The sequence below is a fragment of the Pararobbsia alpina genome (genome assembly GCF_902859895.1).
In the GTDB taxonomy this organism is placed as follows: Bacteria; Pseudomonadota; Gammaproteobacteria; order Burkholderiales; family Burkholderiaceae; genus Pararobbsia; species Pararobbsia alpina.
Genome location: NZ_CADIKM010000002.1, coordinates 112716 through 135623, shown reverse-complemented (window position 1 = coordinate 135623; position 22908 = coordinate 112716). Strand labels below are relative to the sequence as shown.

The 22908-nt window shown below is 62.8% G+C and carries 16 protein-coding genes; 12 read left to right on the top strand and 4 right to left on the bottom strand.

Annotation, left to right across the window (positions count from 1 at the left end; translation table 11 throughout):
- Window positions 1–126: 126 nt before the first annotated feature.
- Window positions 127–696: a TetR/AcrR family transcriptional regulator gene (locus tag HV670_RS02765; protein ID WP_175103347.1), complete on the bottom strand. Its 570-nt coding sequence runs from the start codon at window positions 694–696 to the stop codon at window positions 127–129.
- A 214-nt stretch (window positions 697–910) separates the two neighbouring features.
- Between HV670_RS02765 and HV670_RS02760 the strand changes: the two genes are divergently transcribed.
- The 9 genes from HV670_RS02760 to HV670_RS02720 all read left to right on the top strand — a co-directional run bounded on the left by HV670_RS02760 (window position 911) and on the right by HV670_RS02720 (window position 9125).
- On the top strand, window positions 911–2119 hold the full coding sequence (locus tag HV670_RS02760) for a Tm-1-like ATP-binding domain-containing protein (RefSeq protein ID WP_175103114.1): 1209 nt from the start codon (window positions 911–913) through the stop codon (window positions 2117–2119).
- Window positions 2120–2134: 15 nt separating this feature from the next.
- Window positions 2135–2965: a phosphoenolpyruvate hydrolase family protein gene (locus tag HV670_RS02755; protein WP_175103113.1), complete on the top strand. Its 831-nt coding sequence runs from the start codon at window positions 2135–2137 to the stop codon at window positions 2963–2965.
- 44 nt (window positions 2966–3009) lie between these two features.
- Window positions 3010–3456, top strand: coding sequence for an SRPBCC family protein (locus HV670_RS02750; RefSeq protein WP_175103112.1), 447 nt, complete (start codon window positions 3010–3012; stop codon window positions 3454–3456).
- On the top strand, window positions 3453–4316 hold the full coding sequence (locus tag HV670_RS02745) for a branched-chain amino acid ABC transporter permease (protein WP_175103012.1): 864 nt from the start codon (window positions 3453–3455) through the stop codon (window positions 4314–4316). The genes HV670_RS02750 and HV670_RS02745 overlap by 4 nt, the downstream gene beginning before the upstream one ends.
- A gap of 88 nt (window positions 4317–4404) precedes the next feature.
- Window positions 4405–5463 (top strand): branched-chain amino acid ABC transporter permease, encoded by a 1059-nt coding sequence (locus HV670_RS02740; protein ID WP_175103111.1) that lies wholly within the window; start codon window positions 4405–4407, stop codon window positions 5461–5463.
- Complete coding sequence (locus tag HV670_RS02735; RefSeq protein WP_175103110.1) at window positions 5441–6691, top strand: ABC transporter substrate-binding protein; 1251 nt, start codon at window positions 5441–5443, stop codon at window positions 6689–6691. Before HV670_RS02740 ends, HV670_RS02735 begins: the two co-directional genes overlap by 23 nt.
- Window positions 6691–7473, top strand: a complete 783-nt coding sequence (locus HV670_RS02730; RefSeq protein ID WP_175103346.1) for an ABC transporter ATP-binding protein — start codon at window positions 6691–6693, stop codon at window positions 7471–7473. The genes HV670_RS02735 and HV670_RS02730 overlap by 1 nt, the downstream gene beginning before the upstream one ends.
- Window positions 7466–8200 (top strand): ABC transporter ATP-binding protein, encoded by a 735-nt coding sequence (locus tag HV670_RS02725; RefSeq protein WP_175103109.1) that lies wholly within the window; start codon window positions 7466–7468, stop codon window positions 8198–8200. The genes HV670_RS02730 and HV670_RS02725 overlap by 8 nt, the downstream gene beginning before the upstream one ends.
- A 157-nt stretch (window positions 8201–8357) precedes the next feature.
- Entirely contained in the window at window positions 8358–9125 is a 768-nt protein-coding gene (locus tag HV670_RS02720) for a c-type cytochrome (protein ID WP_175103108.1), read from the top strand.
- Between the two features lie 240 nt (window positions 9126–9365).
- On the opposite strand, the gene HV670_RS02715 is transcribed toward HV670_RS02720, so the two are convergent.
- From HV670_RS02715 to HV670_RS02705, 3 genes are all read right to left on the bottom strand, one after another.
- The gene (locus HV670_RS02715; protein WP_175103107.1) at window positions 9366–11315 is read right to left on the bottom strand and encodes an O-linked N-acetylglucosamine transferase, SPINDLY family protein; all 1950 of its coding nucleotides are present in this window, start codon (window positions 11313–11315) and stop codon (window positions 9366–9368) included.
- Between the two features lie 317 nt (window positions 11316–11632).
- Complete coding sequence (locus HV670_RS02710) at window positions 11633–14959, bottom strand: beta strand repeat-containing protein (protein ID WP_175103106.1); 3327 nt, start codon at window positions 14957–14959, stop codon at window positions 11633–11635.
- A gap of 447 nt (window positions 14960–15406) precedes the next feature.
- Window positions 15407–16579, bottom strand: a complete 1173-nt coding sequence (locus tag HV670_RS02705; protein ID WP_246256935.1) for a glycoside hydrolase family 191 protein — start codon at window positions 16577–16579, stop codon at window positions 15407–15409.
- Between the two features lie 480 nt (window positions 16580–17059).
- Between HV670_RS02705 and HV670_RS02700 the strand changes: the two genes are divergently transcribed.
- The 3 genes from HV670_RS02700 (at window position 17060) to HV670_RS02690 (ending at window position 22619) form a co-directional block, all read left to right on the top strand.
- Entirely contained in the window at window positions 17060–19375 is a 2316-nt protein-coding gene (locus tag HV670_RS02700) for an Orn/Lys/Arg family decarboxylase (RefSeq protein ID WP_175103105.1), read from the top strand.
- Between the two features lie 146 nt (window positions 19376–19521).
- A complete protein-coding gene (locus HV670_RS02695) occupies window positions 19522–21306 on the top strand; it encodes an autotransporter-associated beta strand repeat-containing protein (protein WP_175103104.1) in 1785 nt (594 codons plus the stop codon).
- A complete protein-coding gene (locus tag HV670_RS02690) occupies window positions 21204–22619 on the top strand; it encodes an autotransporter outer membrane beta-barrel domain-containing protein (protein WP_175103344.1) in 1416 nt (471 codons plus the stop codon). The genes HV670_RS02695 and HV670_RS02690 overlap by 103 nt, the downstream gene beginning before the upstream one ends.
- Window positions 22620–22908: the final 289 nt, after the last annotated feature.

The window sequence follows — 22908 nt, the reverse complement described above, 5'->3', positions numbered from 1 at the left end:
GCCTAGCCAAACCAAGTCAAGTCAAGTCAAGCCAAGCCAAGCCAAGCCAAGGCTGAAGCTCGCCGGTCAACGCGGTGGCATCGCGCCCGGCGAGGCCGTATTTCACCGTCCGTGGATCAAATCGCCTTATTTACCGTCGGCAATTGCCTGTCGCAGGATCGCCCTCGCAGTCCAGCGCACGGTCTGCAGGATCTCCTCGATTTCGAGGTGCCAGATGTCCTTCAGCACGAGAAAGACTTCAGTGCCGTAGACGAGTGACAGGGCCTGCAGTACACGCCGGAATCGCTCCTCGCCGATCTGGTCGCGCAGCGGGCCCGCAGCGGATCTGAGCAGCTCGATACGATGCCCGCGCACCAGCGGTTCCTCATTGCTGACTTTGCCCGCACGAGCCTGTGCACCCTGCTGTAGCGAGACCAGTATCGCCGCACGCAGCTGTACTTCGTATTCCTCCATACGCGGAAAGGCGTGAAGCAACAGTTCGTCGACGCGGCTGACCGCGTCGCTCGTTTCGGACTTCCATTGGAGGATCGGCCCGAGGCTCTCATCCACGACCGCCGCGACGAGCGCGCTCTGAGTCGGGAAATAACGGTAGGCGGTGGCGCGTGAGACTTCGGCCGCCTCGGCGAGTTCGGCCACCGATGGCGTCATGCCGCCAGCCATCATCTCCATCGCTTTTGCAAGCAACGTGCGCCGCATGCGGGCCCGCGGCCCTCGTTGGGCCGTGTCGGCGTTTTCGTCCGCTACCTGGCGTGTCGGCTGGACGGTGGTGTGTCGGACCCGGCTCATTGTTTACCCCAAACCCCTATAAAAGAGACGCGAGTCTCATTATAATTCTATCGCCTCATTCCGAATCATCTGTATTGAATTGGGAACTGCGCTCGGCAACGAGTCTACCGGCAGGGCAAATGACATGACAACACGCGAAAAACGGATCTATTTGATCGGCACGTTCGACACAAAGGCGGCTGAGGCGATTTATCTGCGCGATCAGATACGCCTTGCCGGCGCGCCAGTCGTCACCGTGGATGTCTCGACGACGCCGACCGGCGAAGGTGCGGATATCCCCGCGCGGGTTGTCGCCGAGGCCCACACCGGGGGTTCCGCCGCGGTGTTCACGGGCGACCGGGGCAGCGCCGTGGCGGCGATGGTTGAAGCCTTCGAGCGCTTCCTCTCGAGCCGCGACGACGTGGGCGCCGTGATCGGCCTTGGCGGCTCCGGCGGTACCGCGCTCATTACACCGGCGATGCGTTCACTGCCCATTGGCCTGCCCAAGCTCATGGTCTCGACCATGGCATCCGGCGATGTGTCGGCCTATGTCGGCCCGACCGATATCGCGATGATGCATTCCGTCACGGACATCGCAGGCCTGAACCGTATCTCCCGGCGCGTGCTCACGAACGCGGCCGGCGCGATCGCCGGCGCATTCCTCCTCGCGCAGGGCTACGAAGAGCCATCCGAGGCGCGTTCGGCGGTGGGCCTTACCATGTTCGGCGTCACGACGACCTGTATCCGCCACGTGTGTACGGAGCTCGAGCAGGACCATGACTGCCTGGTGTTTCACGCCACCGGCACCGGCGGTGCGTCGATGGAAAAGCTCCTCGATACCGGGCTGCTGACCGGTCTGCTTGATCTCACGACGACCGAGGTCTGCGATCACCTGCTAGGCGGCGTGTTGGCTTGTACGGACGACCGCTTCGGCGCCGTCGCACGCACGCGGGCGCCCTATATCGGATCCTGCGGGGCGCTCGACATGGTGAACTTCGGCGCGCCCGAGACGCTCCCGCCGCACTATCGCGGCCGCACACTTTATGCGCATAACCCGCAGGTCACGCTGATGCGCACGAGCGCCGACGAGAATTCCCGCATCGGCGCCTGGATCGGCGAACGGCTGAACCGCTGCGAAGGCGACGTGCGCTTCCTTTTGCCAGAGGGGGGCGTATCGGCACTCGACGCGCTCGGTCAGCCCTTCCACGATCCCGAGGCGGATGCCGCACTGTTTGACGCCCTCGAGCGCACCGTACAGCAGACCGCGCGGCGCCAGCTGCTGCGCGTGCCTTATCACATCAACGACCCGAAGTTCGCCGAGCTGGCTGTCCAGCTCTTTCGCGAACTGGCTTAACCCGAGGACCGAGCTTTGCCACGTTTTGAACGTAACGAACTGCTGCAGAAATTTCAGTCGATGGTGTCCGCACGCCAGCCTATCGTCGGCGGAGGCGCCGGTACCGGCTTGTCCGCCAAATGCGAGGAAGCCGGCGGCATCGACCTGATCGTGATCTATAACTCGGGCCGTTATCGCATGGCGGGCCGCGGCTCGCTGGCCGGCATGATGGCCTATGGCAACGCGAACGAGATCGTGATGGACATGGCGCGCGAAGTGCTGCCGGTGGTCCGCAGCACACCCGTGCTGGCCGGCGTGAACGGCACGGATCCGTTCTGCAACTTTGACGCCTTCCTTGACGATGTGCGGCGCACGGGTTTTTCCGGTGTGCAGAACTTCCCGACGGTGGGCCTGATCGACGGCCTCTTTCGCGCCAACCTCGAAGAGACCGGCATGGGCTACGCGCTGGAGGTGGAGATGATCCGGCTCGCGCACGCCAAGGGACTGTTGACGACACCCTATGTATTCGACCCGGACCAGGCCGTCGCGATGACGAAGGCCGGCGCCGACATCCTCGTCGCCCACATGGGACTGACGACAGGGGGCACGGTCGGTGCCGAGACCGCCATGACGCTGGATGATTGCGTGAGCGCGATCGACCGCATCGCCGAAGCCGCGCGCCAGGTTCGCGACGACATCATCGTGCTGTGCCACGGAGGCCCGATCGCGACGCCGCAGGACGCCCAGTACGTACTGCAGGCCTGCAAGGTCTGCCATGGCTTCTACGGCGCCAGTTCCATGGAACGCCTGCCCGCCGAACAGGCATTGACGGCGCAGACGCAGGCGTTCAAGCAGTTGAGCTTCTGAAGCGCCGGCATTTGTCCGGCCCACTTACCATTTTGAGGTTATCCATGGCCAACACCGTTTATATCAGCGACGTCATCAATGCGCCCATCGAAGCCGTATGGTCGATCATGCGCGACTTCAACGGGATGCCCGCCTATCACCCCGGCATCATCAGCAGTGACATGGAGGCGGGTGCACAGGGCGATACGATCGGCGGCGTGCGGCGGCTCGCACTCGGGCCCGATGCATTCGTGCGCGAGCAGTTGCTGATGCTCGACGACCACGCTTATGCATTCACCTACAAGATCATAGAAGGCACGTTGCCGGTGCGTGACTATGTGGCTGGTGTGCGTCTGTCACGCGTAACGGCTGGATCGCGCACCTTCGCCGAATGGTGGGCGGATTTCGAAATGGCCGGCAGCGCCGACCGCGCGCACTGGATCGGTCAAATCGGCAACAACGTTTTCGGCGCCGGTTTTGCCGCCGTCGCAAACAAGCTGAGCGCAACGTGACCGCCCGGCTGCTCGTCAACGTGGCGCTCAACGGGCTGACCCTTGCCGCGCTTTATTTCATCGTGGCGAGCGGCTTTTCAATTGTTTTCGGGCTACTGCGCACGGTCAACATGGCGCATGGGGCGCTCTACCTGCTGGGCGCTTATATCGGTTACGACGTTGCCGCGGCGCATGGCTGGTGGTGGGGCGTGCTGGCCGCGGCCGTCGCGGTCGGCCTGCTTGGCGCCGCGATGCAGAAGTGGCTGCTCGACCGCATGCAAGGCCAGGACCTTCGCCAGGCGCTGGTGACGATCGGGCTCTCGATCGTTCTGGGCGATCTGCTGCTCGCCCGCTATGGCGGGCTCACTTACCAGTTCGAGCCACCCGATGCCCTCTACGGCAGCGTGCCGCTGCCGGCCGGCCTCGGCGGCTATCCGACTTTCCGGCTGTTCCTGATCGGTGTCGCACTGGCGATCGGACTCGCGTTGTGGCTTCTGATGTACCGGACCCGGCTCGGCATGGCGATCCGGGCCGGCGTGGATGATCGCGCGATGCTGTCGGCGATGGGCTTCAACGTGCCCCGACTGTTCATCCTCGTGTTCGCGCTCGGCGCGGCGATGGCCGGACTGGCAGGGGTGATCGGCGGCTCGGCGCTGTCGGTCGCGCCCGGGGAGGACGCACGGTATCTGATGTCGTCGCTGGTCGTGGTCATTGTCGGCGGCATGGGCAGTCTGGGGGGCGCAGCGCTGGGGGCGCTCCTGGTCGCCTTTGCCGAGCAGATCGGTCTCGTGTTGTTTCCGCATTACGCGATTCTGCTCACGTTCGTCATCATGATCGCCGTCCTTGCCGTACGGCCGCGGGGGCTTCTCGGCCGGGCATGAGTTCGTTTCCGCCCGGCTACGGCGCCGCCTGCCGGAGGCCGGGCAATTGTCGCTCAGAACAATGGCGCGCTGCGCCCGCGGAGTATCGATGAAGAAGACATCACCCTCCCTTCGCTGGGTCATGCTTGCGGCGCTGGCCCTCGCGCCGCTGGTGTTGCCGGTGTTCTGGCTGCAGAACATTCTCGCAAAGGCTGCGGTGTTCGGCATCGTCGCGTTGTCGCTGAGCTTCCTGAACACCTATGGCGGCATGGTATCGATGGCCCAGATGGCCGTGGCGGGACTGGCCGCCTACGCCATGGCGTACACGTCGATCAATGGCAGCGGCCTGGGTGTGCCGCTGCCCTGGCCCCTGGCACTCCTCGCCGCACTCACCGTCGGAACCGTGTTTGGTGCGCTGACAGGCTGGATTGCGGCGCGCACGCGCGGTGTGTACCTGCTTATGCTGACGCTGGCGATCGGTATGGGAGTGTTTGCGTTCGCACAGCAGAACAACGAGTTGTTCAATGCCTTCGACGGCATCAATGGGGTCGCGGCACCCACGCTTGGCCACCTCAAACTGAACGCGCCTATTCCGCTTTATGGACTGAGCGTCGGGCTGGCGTGCTTGCTTTTGGCCCTGGTGAACTATGTCGTGCGCACACCCTTCGGCCTCGCGTTGCAGGGACTGCGTGACAGCGACCGGCGCCTCGCCGCGCTCGGTTACCAAGTGACGCTGCATAAAGTCGCGGCCTTCGCGCTGGCAGGTTTCATCGCTTCCGTGGGCGGTGTCCTGATGCTCTGGTACCAGGGGCAGATCGCGCCCGGCTCCGTGGGCTTGGCCGCGGCGACCAACATTCTGGTGATTGCCGTGCTGGGCGGACTACGTCGCCCGGCAGGCGCCTTCGCGGGTGCGCTCGTCTTCGTCTTGCTGCAAACCTTCGCGACGGACCTGTTTTACCGTGATCGCTACAACACGCTCATCGGCGCTGTCTTTCTGTTGGTCGTGCTCTTTCTGCCGACCGGAGTATTGGGGCTGACAGACCTCGTTCCCCGCCTGCGCCGCGCGATCCAAACGCGTAAGGCCGGGGAACAATCATCAAGCATTCCTTCATTCAACAAGACCAAGAATCAGGAGACAAATGAAAATGTTCCACAAAACCGCTTATAGCCGCAGCGCATTGGCAGTCGCCGCGCTGTCGGGTGTGCTGCTCGCCACCCCTGCGTGGGCACAACTCAAGGTCGGCGTGCTGGCCACGCTCGAAGGCCCTTTTGCCTCGCCTGGACAGGACAGTGTCCGAGGCGTCCAGCTGGCGCTCGATGATGTCAAATCAAGTGCGGGCGGCAAAACCATCACGACGATTGTCGAAGGGACGAACGCGGAACCCGACGTGGTCGTGGCCAAGGCCCGCAAACTGGTTGAGCAGGACAAGGTCGACGTGATCATTGGCCCGCTCTCCGGCAGCGAAGGCATTGCCATCAAGAACTATTCGAAGTCTGTGCCAGGCGTGACCTTCATCAATGGATCGTCAGCGGCCGAAAACACCACCTTGCGCGATCCATCCCCGAACTTCTTCCGCTTCATGGGCGATGGCACGCAGTGGATGGCCGGTCTTGGCACCTATGCGTATGACGTCAAGAAGTACCACCGCGTGGCCATCGTCTCCGAGGATTATTCCTTCCCCTATGCGCAGGTCAATGGCTTCATGCAGGAATTCTGCGCGAAGGGCGGCAAGGTACCGGCCAAGCTTTGGGTTCCATTGGGCACCAAGGACTACAGCAGCGTGATCGCTCAGTTGCCGACCAACGTAGACGCCGTGTTCGTCGTGCTCGGCGGGTCCGATGCCGTGACGTTCATGTCGCAGTACAACCAGGCCGGCGGCCAGGCGCATATGCTGGGCGGCTCGATCACCGTCGACCAGAGTGTCTTGTCGGCACGTGGCCCGTTCCGCAAACAGATTGTCGGCATGCTGAGTGCCGGTCCGACCGCGGACAATAACGATGCGCCCGAATGGAAGGCCTTCGTTGCGGCCTACCGCAAGAAGTTTCCGGACGGCCTGCAATCGCCATCGCTGTTCGCCAACAACTACTACACCGCCACCAAAGCGATGACGCTCGCGCTCGATCAGGTAAAGGGCGATATGTCGGACCATCAATCGGCCTTCCGCAAGGCGCTCTCGAACCTCACGGTGAAGTCGCCCAGCGGCGAAGTCAAACTGGACGAGAATCGCCAGGGGATCGTGGATATCTACCTGACCGAGGTTGAGCAGAACGCCCAGGGACAGCTTTACAACAAGCTTGTGAAAATGACGAAGGACGTCAATCAGACCCTGGGCCAACCCCGCGAGGCCTACCTCGCCAAGGGCGAAGCCGGGCGGGACAATCCGTCTTGCCCGTGATGGCCAGCGAGTCGCAATATAAACCGGTAGCGGCGCTGGAGGTGCACGAACTCGGCGTGCGCTTCGGCGCCGTGCGCGCCATCGACAATGTGTCGTTGATGGTGCGCACGGGCGAGCGTCATGTGCTGCTGGGAACCAATGGGGCGGGCAAAACCACGCTGTTCAACGTGATTTCCGGCGACCTGCACGCCACCTCGGGAAGGATTCGTCTGTTCGGCGAGAACGTCACCGGCCTGTCGTCGTGGCAACGGGCGCGGCGCGGTGTGGCGCGCACGTACCAGAGTTCCCTGTTGTTCGGCGGACTCACGGTGCAGGAGAACCTGTATGTCGCACTACGGGGTTGCGCTGGCGGCCGATTCTCCCTGCGACGTGAACGCGCCGATTCATTGCATTGGCAGCGCGCACAGACACTGGCAGCACGTGTCGGCCTCGGCGAGCGGTTCACGGACGACGTGGCCGCGCTCTCCCACGGACAGCAGCGCCAGCTGGAGATTGGTATGGCGTTGGCGGGCGACCCGCGTCTGTTGCTTCTGGATGAGCCGGCGGCGGGCTTGTCGCCGGCCGAGCGCCAGTCGCTCATCGAACTGATTGAAGGTCTGCCGGCGTCGCTGACCATCGTGCTGATCGAGCACGACATGGACGTAGCCTTACGGCTGGCGCATCAGGTCACCGTGATGAAGGACGGACGGCTCGTGGTTCAGGGCGACCCGGCGAGCATCCGCGAGAACGCACAAGTGCAGCGTATTTACTTCGGTGAAGGAGTGGGGGCAGGCCATGAATGAAGAGACGGTGTCGCCCGGCCTGAAGGTGCGAGGGCTGCAGGTTCACATCGGGAAGAGTCACGTGCTGCAGGGGGTGGATCTCGATGTTACGCGTGCGCCGCTGGCCCTGGTCGGACGCAACGGCATGGGCAAGAGCACCTTGTGCAACGCCATCATCGGCTTGCAGGGCACATCGGATGGCTCGATCCAATGGTGTGGCGAAGAGCTTCGCGGGCGCCGTCCGCACCATATCAGCGGCAAGGGCATCGGATTCGTACCGCAGGGGCGCAGGATATTCCGCTCGCTGACCGTGGATGAACACATGCGACTCTTCGCACCCCGAAGCGGAAAGGGGGGCGGCTGGACCATCGAGAGGGCCTACGATGCATTTCCGCGTCTCGCCGAGCGTCGCCGCAACCGCGGTAATGAACTGTCGGGCGGGGAGCGGCAGATGTTGGCCATCGCCCGCGCACTTCTGCGCAATCCGCGGCTACTGGTGCTCGATGAGCCCTCGGAGGGACTTGCTCCCGCCATCGTTGCTCATCTCGTCGAGCTGCTGCGGAAAGTCAACGGCGAGGGCATCAGCATCCTGCTGGTTGAGCAGAATCTCGGCATGGCTCTGGCGGTGGCCGATGCGGTTGCCATCATGATGGCCGGGCGCATCGTGCTGACGTTGCCGGCAGCGGCGCTGAAAGCCGACAAGGGCTTGCAGCAGCAATATTTGGGGGTAGGAGCCGCTACGCAGTAGGCATCGCCCCGTCTTTTCGTCGATGCTTCGCCTGGCGTAACGCAAGACTAGGAGCGCTATAGAACTGCTCAATAGGTGCTCAATACATTCGTCGCTGCAGCCGCCGGCGGTCGCTTGTATCATCAGTACCCCGTCCACCGACAATGCAACAGATCCCATGCTTTACATCGCCACAGCGGAGTCGTCCGCACCTCGGCGTGACAGACAGGGCGACGCGTCCCGTCAGATAGTCGAAAGCCTCTCACGAGCCATCCAGCAGCAAACGACGCCGGCAAGCCGAGCCTCCACCGGGGCCGGCAAGGTGTTCGCCGCCTTGGCGTTGGTGCTGACGACCTCTCTTCTGTCCGCGCCGTCCGCTTTCGCCTCGCCTTCCACGCTGGATCCGCACAGCGGTCTCGTGTCCTCCTGCGCGGCATGCCACGGCGCGGCCGGAGAAGGTGCGTCGTCTGGCGCGATACCTCGGCTCGCCGGGCAGAACGCCGACTATCTGGCCCATGCCTTATCGATGTTCAAGGACGGCACGCGCGCCAGTCCGGTGATGCAGTCGGTCGCGCATAACCTGTCCGACAGCGACATGCGCGAAATCGCCGAGTACTTCGCTGCACAGCACCCGCCGCTCGCGCAGGCTGCACAAGCGCCGCAGGCCGGAGAGATCGAAGCGGGGCGCAAACTTGCGGAGCTCGGCGACGGGAGCAATCTGGCGGCGTGCTTCGGCTGTCATGCGGCCGGTGGAAAAGGTAATGGCGCGCGATTCCCGAGCATCGCGGGGCAGCCGGCCAGTTTCACTGTCGAGCGCTTGCACGAGTTCCAGGCCCGAGCAAAGAACGGCGCCGCCAAGCCGGGATCGATGACGGCGATTGCGGCACAAATGACGGATGCGCAGATTGAAGGCGCTGCCGCGTATCTGTCGACGCTTCCGCGCTAATCGGGTAGCAGCGACGGCAGGGAGTTTTCGTTTGCGACGTGCGACCGCGGCAGTGGCTGATCCCGGTCGCAGGAGACGACGCAAAGCAGCCGCCCGCACCTCAGGCCATCCGAGCTTCGCGTGTAGTTGCGGCGCCTGTCGTCGCCGGGCCGTGCCTCTCCTCGCTCCTGTCTGTGTCGCAGCTCAGCTGAATCAGCGCATGACGGACACGCGGTCACGAAGGCCGCAAGCGACTTAGCTCTATTTCGAAACGCGCTGACGCCGCCGTGACCGCCGAGGCGCTGGCTGCGGTTTCTCTACAAGGCAATCCGGTACGTCGAGATGGACGAAGGGCTCAGCCACGCGGCTGGCATCGACCATCATGCGGATCGCTGTCTCGAAGTTTCGGGTAAAACGCTCTGTATCAAACAGGGGAGCGTCAACGATATTTGCCGCTACTTTCGCGCGTAAGGCCTTGCGAAAATCGGCGTCGTTTCCGACACGCACGGCAATCTGCACCATTTCGTCGGCGTTGCGCGCGACGAGTTCGGGCAAGTTCATTGCGTTGAGCAGGCTTTCGCTGACTCGGGACGCAAAGTGACGGCCCTGGGCCGTGATGACCGGAATGCCGGCCCACAACGTATCCGAAGTGGTCGTGTGTCCGTTACACACAAGTGCGTCGAGCGCGACGTCGGCCAGCTGCAACCGGGCGATGTGCTGGTCGGGGGCGGCAAACCCGGCAAAGATCAGTCTGCCCGGTTGCACGCCAGCACGTTCAGCGTGGTGTCTCAGGTTCTTCTCCGCGCCTTCCCCCTGATTCAGCAGCCACAGCACGCCGTTCGGAACTTCGTTGAGCACCCGCATCCACACGTTGAAGCTGTTTCGATCGATCTTGTACGACTGATTGAACGCACAGAAGACCACCGCGTCTTCGGGCAGGCCATACATCGCGCGCGAGCCCGGGTTTCCGGCGACGGGGCGATTGCGGTCATTGCATTGATAGGAATGCGGCAGGCGGCACAGCTTTTCAGTGAAGAAAGCTGCGCTGCTTTCAGGCGTCACGAACCGATCCGAGACCAGGTAGTCGATGAACGACGTAGCCGTGGAACCGGGAAAACCGAGGTAAGCGACCTGAACCGGCGCGGGCCGGTACGCCATGATGCCGAGGCGTCCCCAACCGGTGTGTCCCTTCAGATCGAACAACAGGTCCAACTCGTCGTTCGCAATGCGAGCGGCGGCATCGGCATCGGTGAGCGCGGTGATGTCGACATGGTGCTCGACCGCGCGAAGAAACCGCTCCCTGTATTCGGAACCGTCCGGACGACTGTAGTCATAGGCGAATACTTCAAATCGCTCCCGGTCGTGGCGCTCAAACAAACCCACCATCAAATGCATGGTCGCGTGATTGCAGAAGTCGGACGACAGGTAGCCAATTCTTATGCGCGCATGCGAATCGACCTTACGCGTCGCTTTCACGAGCGGCGACACGACCGGTAGCATTCGCCCCGCATAGGCCTTTGTTACTTCAAGGTTGTACGACTCATTGGTACACCATGTCAGATGCGTGAGCGGATACTCTTGAGTGGCACCGTATTGGCCGCTTGCGTAATGGGCTTTTATGCGTTCCTGAATCGATTCGATCCATTCCCATTCGCAGGTGAACCGGGCCGGCACCAGGGCCGCGCCCAGCAGAGCCGGATCGTCTTCGGTCGACCCGGCAATTCTCTTGAATACATCCACGGCCTCGTCATAGAGTTCGTTGCTTTGCAAAAGCAGCGCCGCGTGCGACAGATACTTCTCATTGCGACTCGAAGCAATCAGACGCCTTGCAAAGAAGATGCCTTCCTTGTGACGATTCGCATTGAACAGCGTAGTTACGAGGACGTTCAGTATTTCCTCGCTGTTGGGATCTTCCGCGATGGCGTTCATCAGGCATGAAAGCGCCTCATCGATACGACGTGCCTCACTGAGCATCAGGCCCGCGACCAGCCAGTTGCGCGGTCCGCCCCCCACCGCGCCGGCTCTACGAAACGCCTCGATTGCTTCGCCGGCGCGTCCCGAAAGCCGCAAAGCTTCCGCTCTCAGCGTCAACAGCCCTGGTTGATTCGGCTCCTGTTCGAGAAGCTTGTTGATTTTTTCCAGCGCACTTGCCGACTGTCCGTGATTGATCTGGTCGAGCAATACGTCAGTCAGGTTCGTTTCAGTGACCATGTTCAATCCCAGCCTACCACTGGTCGTAAAAAGTGCGCATCGACATCCGGGTATGAACGGACCCGCTCATGCTACCGCTTGTCGCGCTCGTTCCTCGATAGCCCAGGCTGCGGCATGCAGTCGGGAGTTTCAAGTGCACGCTATCGCAACCTTGCTGCGTGGCGTACCGGCAAGACCATACAGATACATCGGCATGAACGCCAGCACCTGTGACGTTTTCCTGCCTCCGCAAGACGGCGTTGTCCCACCCCGATCCGCCCGGGCGAGGTGTCCTCGTACGGGCGGATCGGACCAGAAGCCCTTTGCAATGGCAGACCTTACAGGTTCAGGTAGGGCACCTGCGTCGTCGTCAATGCAGCGACCTGGGTGCTCGACAGTGCGTTGACCTGCGTTGTCGTCAGTGCGCTGATCTGAGTCGTCGTCAGTGCACCGATTTCGGTGGTCGTCAGCGCTGCGATCTGGGTGGTCTTGAGCGCAGCGATCTCGGTCGTCTTCAGTGCTCCGAGCTGGACTGTGCTGAGCGACGCCAGATCCGCATTCGTCAGCGCGCCGACCTGGCCGGTTGACAACCCACCGATCTGGGTGGTTGTCAGGCCCTGAACTTGAGTGGTCGTCAAGGCGGCAATCTGCGCGTACGCAAGAGCGGCTACTTGGCCGGTCGTGAGCGCACCCACCTGGCTGCTCGTCAGCGCGGCGACCTGGGTGGTCTTGAGCGCGGCGACATCGCTGGTGGACAACGCGCCGACTTGTGCCGTGGACAATGCGCCCACCTGCGAAGTCGTCAACGCGGCGACCTGGGTGGTCTTGAGCGCGGCGACGTCGATGGTCGACAGCACGCCGACCTGAGCGCTGCTCAACGAAGCAATCTGCGTGGTCGTCAGCGCGGCGACCTGGGTGCTCGTCAGTGCGCCGACCTGGCTGGTGGACAACGCGCCGATCTGAGCGGTCTTCAACGCTGCGATCTGGGTTGTCTTGAGCGAGGCGATGCTGGTTGTCGAGATTGCGCCGATCTGGCTCGTGCTGAGCGCGGCCACATCTGTCGCTGACAGCGAACCGACCTGGGAGCCCGTCAGTGCGGCGACCTGACCGGTCGTCAAGGCGGCGACCTGGGTGGTCTTGAGCGCGGCGACATCGGTGGTGGACAACGCGCCGACTTGCGCGGTGGACAATGCGCCCACCTGTGCAGTCGTCAACGCGGCGACTTGAGTGGTTGTCAGCGCGCCGATCTGGCTGGTCGACAACGCAGCGACCTGGGTGGTGGTCAGCGCGGCGACCTGAGTGGCCTTGAGCGCGGCAATGTCAGTGCTCGACAGTGTACCGATCTGGGCGGTGCTCAGGGCGGCGACCTGCGTGGTCGTCAATGTGCCAACCTGCGTGGTCGTCAGCGCGCCGACCTGAGCGGTCGACAGCGCAGCGACTTCGGCGGACGTCAGCGCGGCGACCTGGGTGGTCTTGAGCGCGGTAATGTCGGCGGTCGACAGCGCCCCGACTTGTCCGGTGGACAAGGCACCGATCTGCGTGGCGCTCAGCGAGCCGACCTGAGCGGTCGTCAATGCGCCGATCTGAGCGGTCGACAATGCGCTGATCTGTGTGGTCTTCAGCGCGGCGATCTGAGTGGGCTTGAGTGCGGCGATGTCACCGGTCGACAGCGCGCCGATCTGGGCGGAGCTCAGCGAGCCGACCTGAGTGGTCGTCAGCGCGCCGACCTGAGCGGTTGTCAGGGCACCGATCTGAGCCGTCGACAGCGCGGCGATCTGGGTGGGCTTCAGTGCAGCGATATCGGCGGTCGACAGCGAGCCGACTTGTCCGGTGGACAATGCACCGATCTGAGCAGAACTCAGCCAGCCGACCTGGCTTACCGTCAGCGCGGCGACCTGGGTGGTCTTGAGTGCGGCGACATCGGCGCTCGACAAAGCGGCGATCTGGGTGGTCTTGAGCGCGGCGATATCGGCCGTCGTCAGCGCGCCAACCTGGCTCGTGCTAAGCGCTGCCACATCGGTAGTCGACAGCGCGGCAACCTGGCCAGTCGTCAATGCACCGACCTGAGCGGTCGTCAGGCCGTTCTGGACCTGGTTGCTCGTCAGAGCCGCTATTTGCGTGTATGAAAGCGCGGCAATCTGACCGGTCGTAAGCGCACCGACTTCACTGGTAGTCAAGGCGGCGACCTGGGTGGTCTTGAGCGCGGCGATGTCGTGGGTCGACAGTGCGCCGACTTGTCCGGTCGACAATGCGCCCACCTGTGCAGTCGTCAACGCGGCGACTTGAGTGGTTGTCAGCGCGCCGATCTGGCTGGTCGACAACGCAGCGACCTGGGTGGTGGTCAGCGCGGCGACCTGAGTGGCCTTGAGTGCGGCGATGTCACCGGTCGACAGCGCGCCGATCTGGGCGGTGCTCAGGGCGGCGACCTGCGTGGTCGTCAATGTGCCAATCTGTGTAGTCGTCAGCGCGCCGACCTGAGCGGTCGACAGCGCAGCGACTTCGGCGGACGTCAGCGCGGCGACCTGGGTGGTCTTGAGCGCGGTGATGTCGGCGGTCGACAGCGCCCCGACTTGTCCGGTGGACAAGGCACCGATCTGCGTGGCGCTCAGCGAGCCGACCTGAGCGGTCGTCAATGCGCCGATTTGAGCGGTCGACAATGCGCTGATCTGTGTGGTCTTCAGCGCGGCGATCTGAGTGGTCTTGAGTGCGGCGATGTCACCGGTCGACAGCGCGCCGATCTGGGCGGAGCTCAGCGAGCCGACCTGAGTGGTCGTCAGCGCGCCGACCTGAGCGGTCGTCAGGGCACCGATCTGGGCCGTCGACAGCGCGGCGATCTGGGTGGGCTTCAGTGCAGCGATATCGGCGATCGACAGCGAGCCGACTTGTCCGGTGGACAATGCACCGATCTGAGTGGCGCTCAATGAGCCGACCTGGCTTGCCGTCAGCGCGGCGACCTGGGTGGTCTTGAGTGCGGCGACATCGGCGCTCGACAAAGCGGCGATCTGGGTGGTCTTGAGCGCGGCGATGTCGGTGGTCGACAACGCCCCGATTTGTGCGGTGGACAATGCACCGATCTGTGTGGTCGACAGCGAGGCAATCTGGGCCGTCTTCAGCGCGCCAATCTGGACAGTCGTCAGCGCGCTTATCTGGGCGGACGACAACGCAGCGATCTGGGTGGTCTTGAGCGCGGCGATATCGGCAGTCGTCAGCGCGGTGATCTGAGCTGAGCTGAGCGCCGACACATCCGTAGCCGTCAACGCGCCGATCTGACCGGTCGACAACTGGGCAACCTGAGTCGTCGTCAGCCCGTTCAGGACCTGCGTGCTCGTCAATGCGCCGATTTGCGCATACGTAAGGGCGGCGATCTGGCTGGTCGTCAGGTTCTGCAGCTGAGCGCTTCCCAGCGCTGCGATCTGTGATGTCTTGAGCGCGGCGATATCGCTCGTGGTCAGCGCGCCGAGTTGCGCGCTCGACAGGATCGCAATCGCGGCGGTGCTCAGGCTCACGATGTCCGATGACGGCATCACACCGATCTGTGTCGTCGTCAGCGCGCCAACCTGAAGTGTGGTCAGGCTGGAAATTTCCGCCGTCGTCAGGGACTTGATTTGTGTCGTGCTCAGCGCGCCAATTTGAGCTGGAGTCAACGAGGAAACGATGGATGTCATGACTTCACTCTTTTAGATTAGTAGTTTTCAAGCGGCGCCCCACAACATTCATCTACCGCGACTCAAAATCGTCTCTGAATCGACGCCGTGTTCTCTCACGTTATCGGCACGCCTCCGACGAACTTTAAAAAGTTTTTCGGTTCTTGTGGAATAAGCTTGTTTAGGCGGTTCTGCCGGCCGACATGGAGTTGCTCATGTTTAGTGGGTTTTCGGCTCTTGAATGGCAGGAATTACCCCTGTTTATAAAACCTTGCAGTTATCGAAGGATTGGCGCCGTAAATGTTTAGTAAGTGGTGAGCTTATCCAGACCTGGATCGTTCATGAAGAAGGAACTAAACGCCAGAGAGTGTCAGGAGTGGTGGTCGGAATGAGTCTGAACGATTCTCATGCGTGAATGGGGAGGCCGTGGCGACAGTTTCCAGGCGTTCACGCGAAGGCTGCTGCCACTCAGAATCCCCAATAACAAATCACATTCTGTCCCGCACTCGCATCCGATGCATACGGCACGAAGCCGTGCGCCCGGCTGCGCCTGTAGACCGCCTGCGCTTTCGCCGTCTGAGTGCAGTCACCGACATAGTCGAGTGTTGCGATCCAGAGCGCATGGCCATTCGGCGCGAGCTTCATTGACTGCCAGGCGAGCAGCTCGCGTTCCGCAGACGCATCGTAGGATGGCGCATACACTTCTTCATGCGCAATCCCGTCGAGCAGGCTCGCGAATGCGACGCCGCCCGTCCGGCCGAGTCGGGTCACATCGCTCGTCGCGTTTTGCATGACGATCACGAGCGACGGATATTTCGCACGCAGCAAGCGCACGAGATCGAGGCCGCCCTGCGCGCACGCCGCGTCGCAGGGCCCATTCGTCGTCGCCGTACCGTGCTCGACGATTTCCATATTGTCGAGATAAAAACCATCGGTACCCTGCGCCACCAGTCGCGGCGCGACATAGTCGACGATCAGATGCTGATAATCGGGATTCGAGAGATTCATCCACGTCTCGTTTCGATATCCCTGATAAGTACCCGCCTGCGCTGCCGTGTTGGCCATACAGGACACAAAGCCGGCCGGCACTTTGCTCCAGTAAGTCCGGAAGTTTTCGCATGAGCCGACATTCAGATAGCTGAGCACCACGTTCTGACCGTTCGCCTTGAGCGCGGCGACGTCGGCGGGCGTGAAATTGCCAATGCCCGGGTCGAGGTCGAGATCCATCACGCGAAACGTGCTGGCTGCTTGTGTCACGCTGCCCATGCCTGACTCGGCGTTGTAGTACGACATCCACGGCGCACCAGCGAAGTCGCGCGCGGCATCGAGCACCGGTGTCGAAGCGGCTGCCGGCGCCGGTGCCGGCAACGGTGTCACCGTCGTCGACTTGTTCGAGTCCAGGCCGTTCGTTGAGGCATCGCTGCCTCCGCCCCCGCCGCCACATGCCGCGAACGTGCACGCAAGCACACCGCCAAGCAGCGCCTTCGTCAGAATCTGCATGCGCCGCTTCGTCGCGTGCCCAATTGTTTCCGCCATGGGCCGTAGCCAGACGAGATCCGAGCCGCTCAATCCACCCCTCTTCTTCACGCCAACGTGCGGTTCGTCACGCCGCGCTCCGCGACCGAATGGTTGCTTCTGCATGTGTGCATTTCCACGGTTTGTTATTAGCGCGGCAACGATTTATTCCGCACCCACTAAGCATTAGCGTGCGAGAAATTCAACGTGCTTGAGATGGAATTTTATGAAATGAAAGCTGATATTCTTGCCAAAGTCCGAACGCTTACTAGTATTGGTTTTACCGTCTAATCGAAATGCCGCTGGACCATTGCGCTCCGCTCTCCGGCGTCTCTTGAGCTCCTAAGATCGGCCTGATTCCGGCAACCTTGATGGTGCCGAGAAAATAATGCGCGCAGGGATGCCATGCTACCGGCAAATCGTGACGCCATGAGAGGAGTTGCCATCTTCGGATGGCCGATTACCGTGGACGGCGTGGTCTTGCTCTAACGGATTGACGAGTAGTTCGCGAAGCTCCGGCTCCCGGCCGGTCGTCGCGAAAGCAGGAATCCATCGCACGCGCCGCAGTCCGGTCGGGCCTCGTGGCGACACACCAGGGAGCAACCCATGGCTTCACTGACGCAACAGGCGTCCCGCCGCCTCGGCATGAAGGCATTGCTGGTTCATCACGAGATCGATGCAAGCACGGCGAGCGGCCGCGCGGCACAGAAGCTCGTCACCGAGCTCGAGCAACGTCTCGTCGAGGTTGTGATCGCCTCATCGCTCGAGGACGCGCAGGCGGTGGTCAATTCGGATCCCGCCATCCAGTGCCTGCTGCTGAGCTGGGAACTCGGCAACGACCCCACGCACGCGCAGGCGAGCACCGTGCTCGACGCACAACGCCTGCGCAGCGCGACGGTGCCGATCTTCCTGCTCGCCACTCGCACGAGCGTGTCGACGGTCCCCGTCGACGCGATGCAGAAGGCCGACGACTTCATCTGGATGCTCGAGGACACGACGGCGTTCATCGGCGGGCGCATCGTCGCGTCGATCGAGCGGTATCGCGAAACCGTGCTGCCGCCGATGTTCGGTGCGCTCGCCCGGTTTTCGCAAGTCTATGAATACTCGTGGCACACGCCCGGCCATACGGGGGGCACAGCGTTTCTCAAATCGACGGTCGGGCGCGCATTCTTCGAATTCTTCGGCGAGGCGCTGTTCCGTTCCGACCTGTCGATCTCGGTCGGCGAATTGGGTTCGCTGCTCGACCACAGCGGCCCGATCGGCGAGAGCGAGCGGTATGCGGCACGCGTATTCGGCTCGCACCGGACGTATCATGTGACGAACGGTTCTTCGACCTCGAATCGCGTCATCCTGATGGCGAGCGTCACGCGCAACCAGATCGCCTTGTGTGACCGCAACTGTCACAAATCGGCCGAGCACTCGATGACGATGTCGGGTGCGATTCCCACGTATCTCGTACCCTCGCGCAATCACTACGGCATCATCGGACCGATCAGGCCTGAGCGACTCACGGCCGCGGCGATCCGGCTGTCGATCGAACAGAATCCCCTCGTGAAGAAACATGAGGGCATCGATACGACGCCCATCCACGCACTCGTGACGAACTCGACCTATGACGGTCTATGCTACAACGTCACGCGCCTCGAGGATCTGCTCGGACAAAGCGTCGATCGCCTGCATTTCGACGAAGCCTGGTACGGCTATGCGCGCTTCAACCCGATCTACAAGGACCGTCATGCGATGCACGGCGACCCGGCCGCCCATGATGCGTCAAAGCCGACGGTCTTCGCGACGCAATCGACCCACAAGCTGCTCGCGGCCTTGTCGCAGGCCTCCTTCATTCATGTGCGCGACGGCCGCAACTCGATCGATCATCCCCGTTTCAACGAAGCCTTCATGATGCATGCGTCGACGTCGCCGAATTACGCGATCATCGCATCGAACGACGTGAGTGCGGCGATGATGGACGGCCCGGGCGGCCAGGCCCTGACGACCGATGCGATCCGCGAGGCTGTCGCGTTTCGGCAGATGCTCTCCCGCCTGCATGCCGAGTTCGAGGACAAGAGCGACTGGTTCTTCACGGGTTGGCAGCCCGACGTCGTGACCGATCGCAAGACCGGGCGCCGCACACCGTTTCATGAAGCTGGCGAAGAACTCCTCGTGACCGATCCCGCGTGCTGGGTTCTCCATCCCAATGAGGCCTGGCACGGCTTCGGCGATATCGAAGACGACTACTGCATGCTCGACCCGATCAAGGTATCGATCGTCACGCCGGGTATCGCCCCGGCGGGTGGCCTGATGCCGGTCGGCATCCCTGCCTGCATCGTCACGGCCTATCTCGCCCGGCAGGGGATCGTCGTCGAAAAGACCACCGACTTCACGATCCTCGTGCTGTTTTCGGTGGGTGTGACCAAAGGCAAATGGGGGACGCTCGTCAACACCCTGCTCGATTTCAAGCGCGACTACGACGTGAATGTGAAGCTCGATCAGGTCTTGCCCGATCTCGTCGCAAGCTATCCAGGGCGCTATCGCGGCGTCGGCCTGCGTGAGTTCTGCGACCTGATGTTCCGTGCGATGAGCGACCTGAAGACGACGGAGATGATGTCGCGCGGCTTCTCGAACTTGCCGTATCCCGACTTCAGTCCGACGGAAGCCTACGAACTGCTCGTCCACAACGAGATCGAGTTGCTTGAACTCTCGGAAATGGAGGGGCGCACGGTGGCGACGGGTGTCGTGCCCTATCCACCCGGTATTCCGCTGTTGATGCCCGGGGAGAACGCCGGTCCGGCGGATGGCCCGCTGCTCGGCTATCTGAAGGCACTTGAACAGTTCGACCTGCGGTTTCCGGGTTTCACACACGATACGCATGGTGTCGAAGTCGAGGATGGGGTCTACCGGGTGGCATGCATCACGAAGCGCTGAAACACAGCGAACGAAGAGGGCGCGAAACATAAGCGCAATGGCTTGAATCCTCCCTGCGCTTTTCTACACTCGTGAGCAAGTGCGGCCCTCGCGCCGCGCGTGCCGGATGATCGACGAACGGCACGTTTCTTCCGACGAGGAGGACGATGCCCGAGCCCGACGCGGCCTTCCCGAAATCCAGGTGCGCGCGCGGCGCGCCGCGCACGACCTGGCTCCCTGTTGCCCTCTGCATCTGGCTGTTCGGTCTCGAGGGCCTCGATATCGAGGCTGCCTACGGGAATTGCGTGATCGCGGGCCGCACGGCCAACTGCGACGCGTCGCCGCCGAATCCCTGGACGAGCACGATCGGACGCTACGCCTTGAGCAACAACTGGACCGTCACCCTGACCGAGGGCGCCCAGATCGTGGTCGGCGACGTCAATGCGATCGCGCTCGGCTCGGACTCCACGATCACCCTCGGCCCGAATACGCTTGTGCAGAACACCGCGGTGACGGGAGGCGGCCTCGCCGGAGGAGGCGCCGAGACCATTGTCCTGAGGTCGGGCGGACGCATCACGATCGCGGCGGGTGCACGCCTGATCGGCACGGGCCCGCAACTCAGTTCGTCGAGTATCGAAGCGAGCGAAGGCCACGTCATGATCGACAACAGCGGCCTGATCGAGAGTCGGCTCGACGCGGGACTGTTGCTCAACTCAAGCTCGACTGTCGTGAATCGTGCGAGCGGCGTGATCACTTCACTACAAGGCGGCTCAGTGTTCTTCGGCACGAGTTCGTTGACGCTGGTCAACTACGGTGTGATCAATGGCGCGGTCGAGTTCGACGGCGGAATCAATCTTGTGACGGTTTATCCGGGTTCGCGGATCGCGGGTCCTCTTGCGCTCGGTAGCGGTGAGAACACCTTGACGCTGGCGGGCAATGGGCAGGATACCTTCACGAATGCCGTCAGCGGCCTGAGCCATCTGGTCAAGATCGATGCGGGCGCATGGGGCTTCGCTCCTTCAAGCGGTGCACCGGGGACGATCGACGTCCGCTCGGGCCAATTGCAGCTCGAAGCCGATGCGGCGGCCGCGAGCGCACATGTCGGCGCAGGTGCCCTGCTGGATTCGCCGAGCGAGTTCCTGCCGCGGCAGATCGTGTCGGAAGGTCTGGTGCGTACGGCACCCACCAGCGCGGTCTTCAGCTATGCCGGCGTGCTCTCGGGCAACGGTGCGCTCGAGAAGCAGGGGGCGGGCGAGCTCGAACTCAGCGGCCCGAACACGTATGGCGGCCCGACCCTCGTCGATGGCGGAACGTTGAGTGCACGTGTCGTGAACGCTCTGTCGGCCCACAGCACGATCGTGCTCGCACCCGCCGCGACACTAGCGGTGCACGGCGACCAGACGATCGGCGCGCTCACGGGCAGTGCGGACGGCAGCGGTGCGGTGCTGCTCGACGCGGCGACGCTGAGCGTCGGTGCCAATGGACAGGCTTCGCTGTTCAGCGGTGCGATCGCGGGAACGGGTGGCCTCGTCAAGACCGGTCCGTCGCTCCTCGTGCTGACGGGTGCCAATACCTACCAGGGCGGCACTTCGGTGGCGGCCGGCGAACTCATGGTGAACGGTTCACTCGATTCGTCTGTGAATGTCGGCTCGGGCACGACGCTCTCGGGCATCGTCGCGATCAACGGCAACGTTGTGAATGCCGGGCAACTCGCACCCGGCAACGTCGCTCATGCTTTCAGTGTGCCGGTTGTCTCCGCGAACGGTGCGCTTGGCAATGTCTCGAACAGCATCGGTACGGCGATCGGCGCGATGACAATCGGTGGCGACTACGCGAGCACGGGCGTGTACTGGCGCTCGATAGCCAACTCAATGACGGCGGCCCCGGCAACCAGTTCACCGATCGTCTGCTGGTCGTGGGCGCGGCGAGCGGTGCGACGACGATTCATGTGAGTTCCGTCGGTCGATCGCAACCGGCGCTGACCGGCGTGACGCCGACCAGCGGCATATCCATCGTGCAGGTCGGCGGCGAGGCGTCGCCGCAGAATTTCACCTTGTCCGGCGGTTACGTGGCGGCGGGTCCGTATCAGATGCGCCTCGTCCATTTCGCTCCGGCACAGGCGGCGCCGGGCGAACTCGATCCGGCGCTTGCAGCGCACGGTGTCACGCAGTTCAACGACTTCCGGCTGCAAACCGAACAGGTATTGCAGCCCGGTACGCCGCCCGATGGGAACTTGCCCGGTCAACCGGTCGGCATCGGTCCCGAAGGCGAACTCCCGGGGCAGGAACTCGTGGTTCCCCAGGTGCCGGCCTATCTCGCATTGCCGACCGGCGCGCTGCACTATGCAAGTGTGCTGCTCGACGATCTGCATAAGCGCGTCGGAGATCTGACGCCGCCGCCGCTCGATACGCTCAATGCGCTTGATGCTGCCAACGGCTTCCCTTACGCCCCGAACGCATTCGTCCGCGTGAAGGGCTGGACCGGTACAGTCACGGGCAGCTTGCAGCCTGATTTTCACCAGCGAATCTGGATGCTCCAGGCTGGCGGTGGGGTGACGTGGCCGGGCGTGTTCGCCGAAGGCGACCGCGTCGACGGCAATATCGTGATGAGCCAGGGTGGCTCGCGCAGCACGGTCGCCGTCAACCATTCGGTCTCGCGCTTCGATGCGACGGGATTCGGATTGACCGCGACCTACCGGAGCGCCGGCGGCGCCTATGCGGACCTTGTCGCACAGGGCCTTTTCTTTACCAATGTCGGCTTTTCGACCGATGAGCGCGGTTCGGTCGGCAGCACCTCGGGCAGCGGCTTCGTCACGTCGCTCGAAGCCGGCCTGCCGTTCGTGCTCGGCCGCTGGGCGACGATCGAGCCGCGCGCGGCGCTCGCTTACCAGACCGATCATTTTCGCCCGTTCACCGACGTCGACGGCGTGCAGACCGACCTCGGCAATGCGTCGAGTCTGGCGGCCAGGATCGGCACGCGGCTCAGTCATGCATTCGCGTTTCAATCGTCGCGCGGAGCCGGCGAGATCTCGCCGTTCGTGACAGTCGACTACGTGCGCTCGCTGGTCGGCCACAATCACGAGACGGTCGGCGGCGTCGTGTTCTACGACGATACCGGCGGCAATGCGCTCAAATATGGCTGTGGGATTTCGGTTCGACTTCAGCAGCGCATGAGCGGGTATGTGAGCTTCGAGCATGTGTCGGGGCGCGGCGCGCCGAGCGCGACGGGTAATGAAATCCTCGGTACGTTTCGGTATGTATTCTGAATGGCGGCGGGCGACGGCAATTCGCCCACCGCGCATGTGGACTGCAGGAATGTCGATCGGTCGGCGTGCGTGCGAGCGGCAGAGTACACGGGGGAAGAGGCCTCAGTTCGTCGTCTATGACGTGTATTACTTCGGTAATAATCTGTGCACGCTGACGCAGCACTCAATGCGCCCGGCGGCGCGGGAGCATCGCGCAAGGCGGATCGTGGTGGTGGTTCGCGTAGTTGTTCGTTCATGTGTGCGCTCACGCTTGAATGCAGGTGTCCGGCCGGAAAAGGAGTATCGGACC

Coding starts and splice junctions, on each gene's coding strand:
- HV670_RS02765 (WP_175103347.1), bottom strand. CDS start 696: ATGCGGCGCACGTTGCTTGCAAAAGCGATGGAGATGATGGCTGGCGGC.
- HV670_RS02760 (WP_175103114.1), top strand. CDS start 911: ATGACAACACGCGAAAAACGGATCTATTTGATCGGCACGTTCGACACA.
- HV670_RS02750 (WP_175103112.1), top strand. CDS start 3,010: ATGGCCAACACCGTTTATATCAGCGACGTCATCAATGCGCCCATCGAA.
- HV670_RS02740 (WP_175103111.1), top strand. CDS start 4,405: ATGAAGAAGACATCACCCTCCCTTCGCTGGGTCATGCTTGCGGCGCTG.
- HV670_RS02735 (WP_175103110.1), top strand. CDS start 5,441: ATGTTCCACAAAACCGCTTATAGCCGCAGCGCATTGGCAGTCGCCGCG.
- HV670_RS02730 (WP_175103346.1), top strand. CDS start 6,691: ATGGCCAGCGAGTCGCAATATAAACCGGTAGCGGCGCTGGAGGTGCAC.
- HV670_RS02725 (WP_175103109.1), top strand. CDS start 7,466: ATGAATGAAGAGACGGTGTCGCCCGGCCTGAAGGTGCGAGGGCTGCAG.
- HV670_RS02720 (WP_175103108.1), top strand. CDS start 8,358: ATGCTTTACATCGCCACAGCGGAGTCGTCCGCACCTCGGCGTGACAGA.
- HV670_RS02715 (WP_175103107.1), bottom strand. CDS start 11,315: ATGGTCACTGAAACGAACCTGACTGACGTATTGCTCGACCAGATCAAT.
- HV670_RS02710 (WP_175103106.1), bottom strand. CDS start 14,959: ATGACATCCATCGTTTCCTCGTTGACTCCAGCTCAAATTGGCGCGCTG.
- HV670_RS02705 (WP_246256935.1), bottom strand. CDS start 16,579: ATGCAGAAGCAACCATTCGGTCGCGGAGCGCGGCGTGACGAACCGCAC.
- HV670_RS02700 (WP_175103105.1), top strand. CDS start 17,060: ATGGCTTCACTGACGCAACAGGCGTCCCGCCGCCTCGGCATGAAGGCA.
- HV670_RS02695 (WP_175103104.1), top strand. CDS start 19,522: ATGCCCGAGCCCGACGCGGCCTTCCCGAAATCCAGGTGCGCGCGCGGC.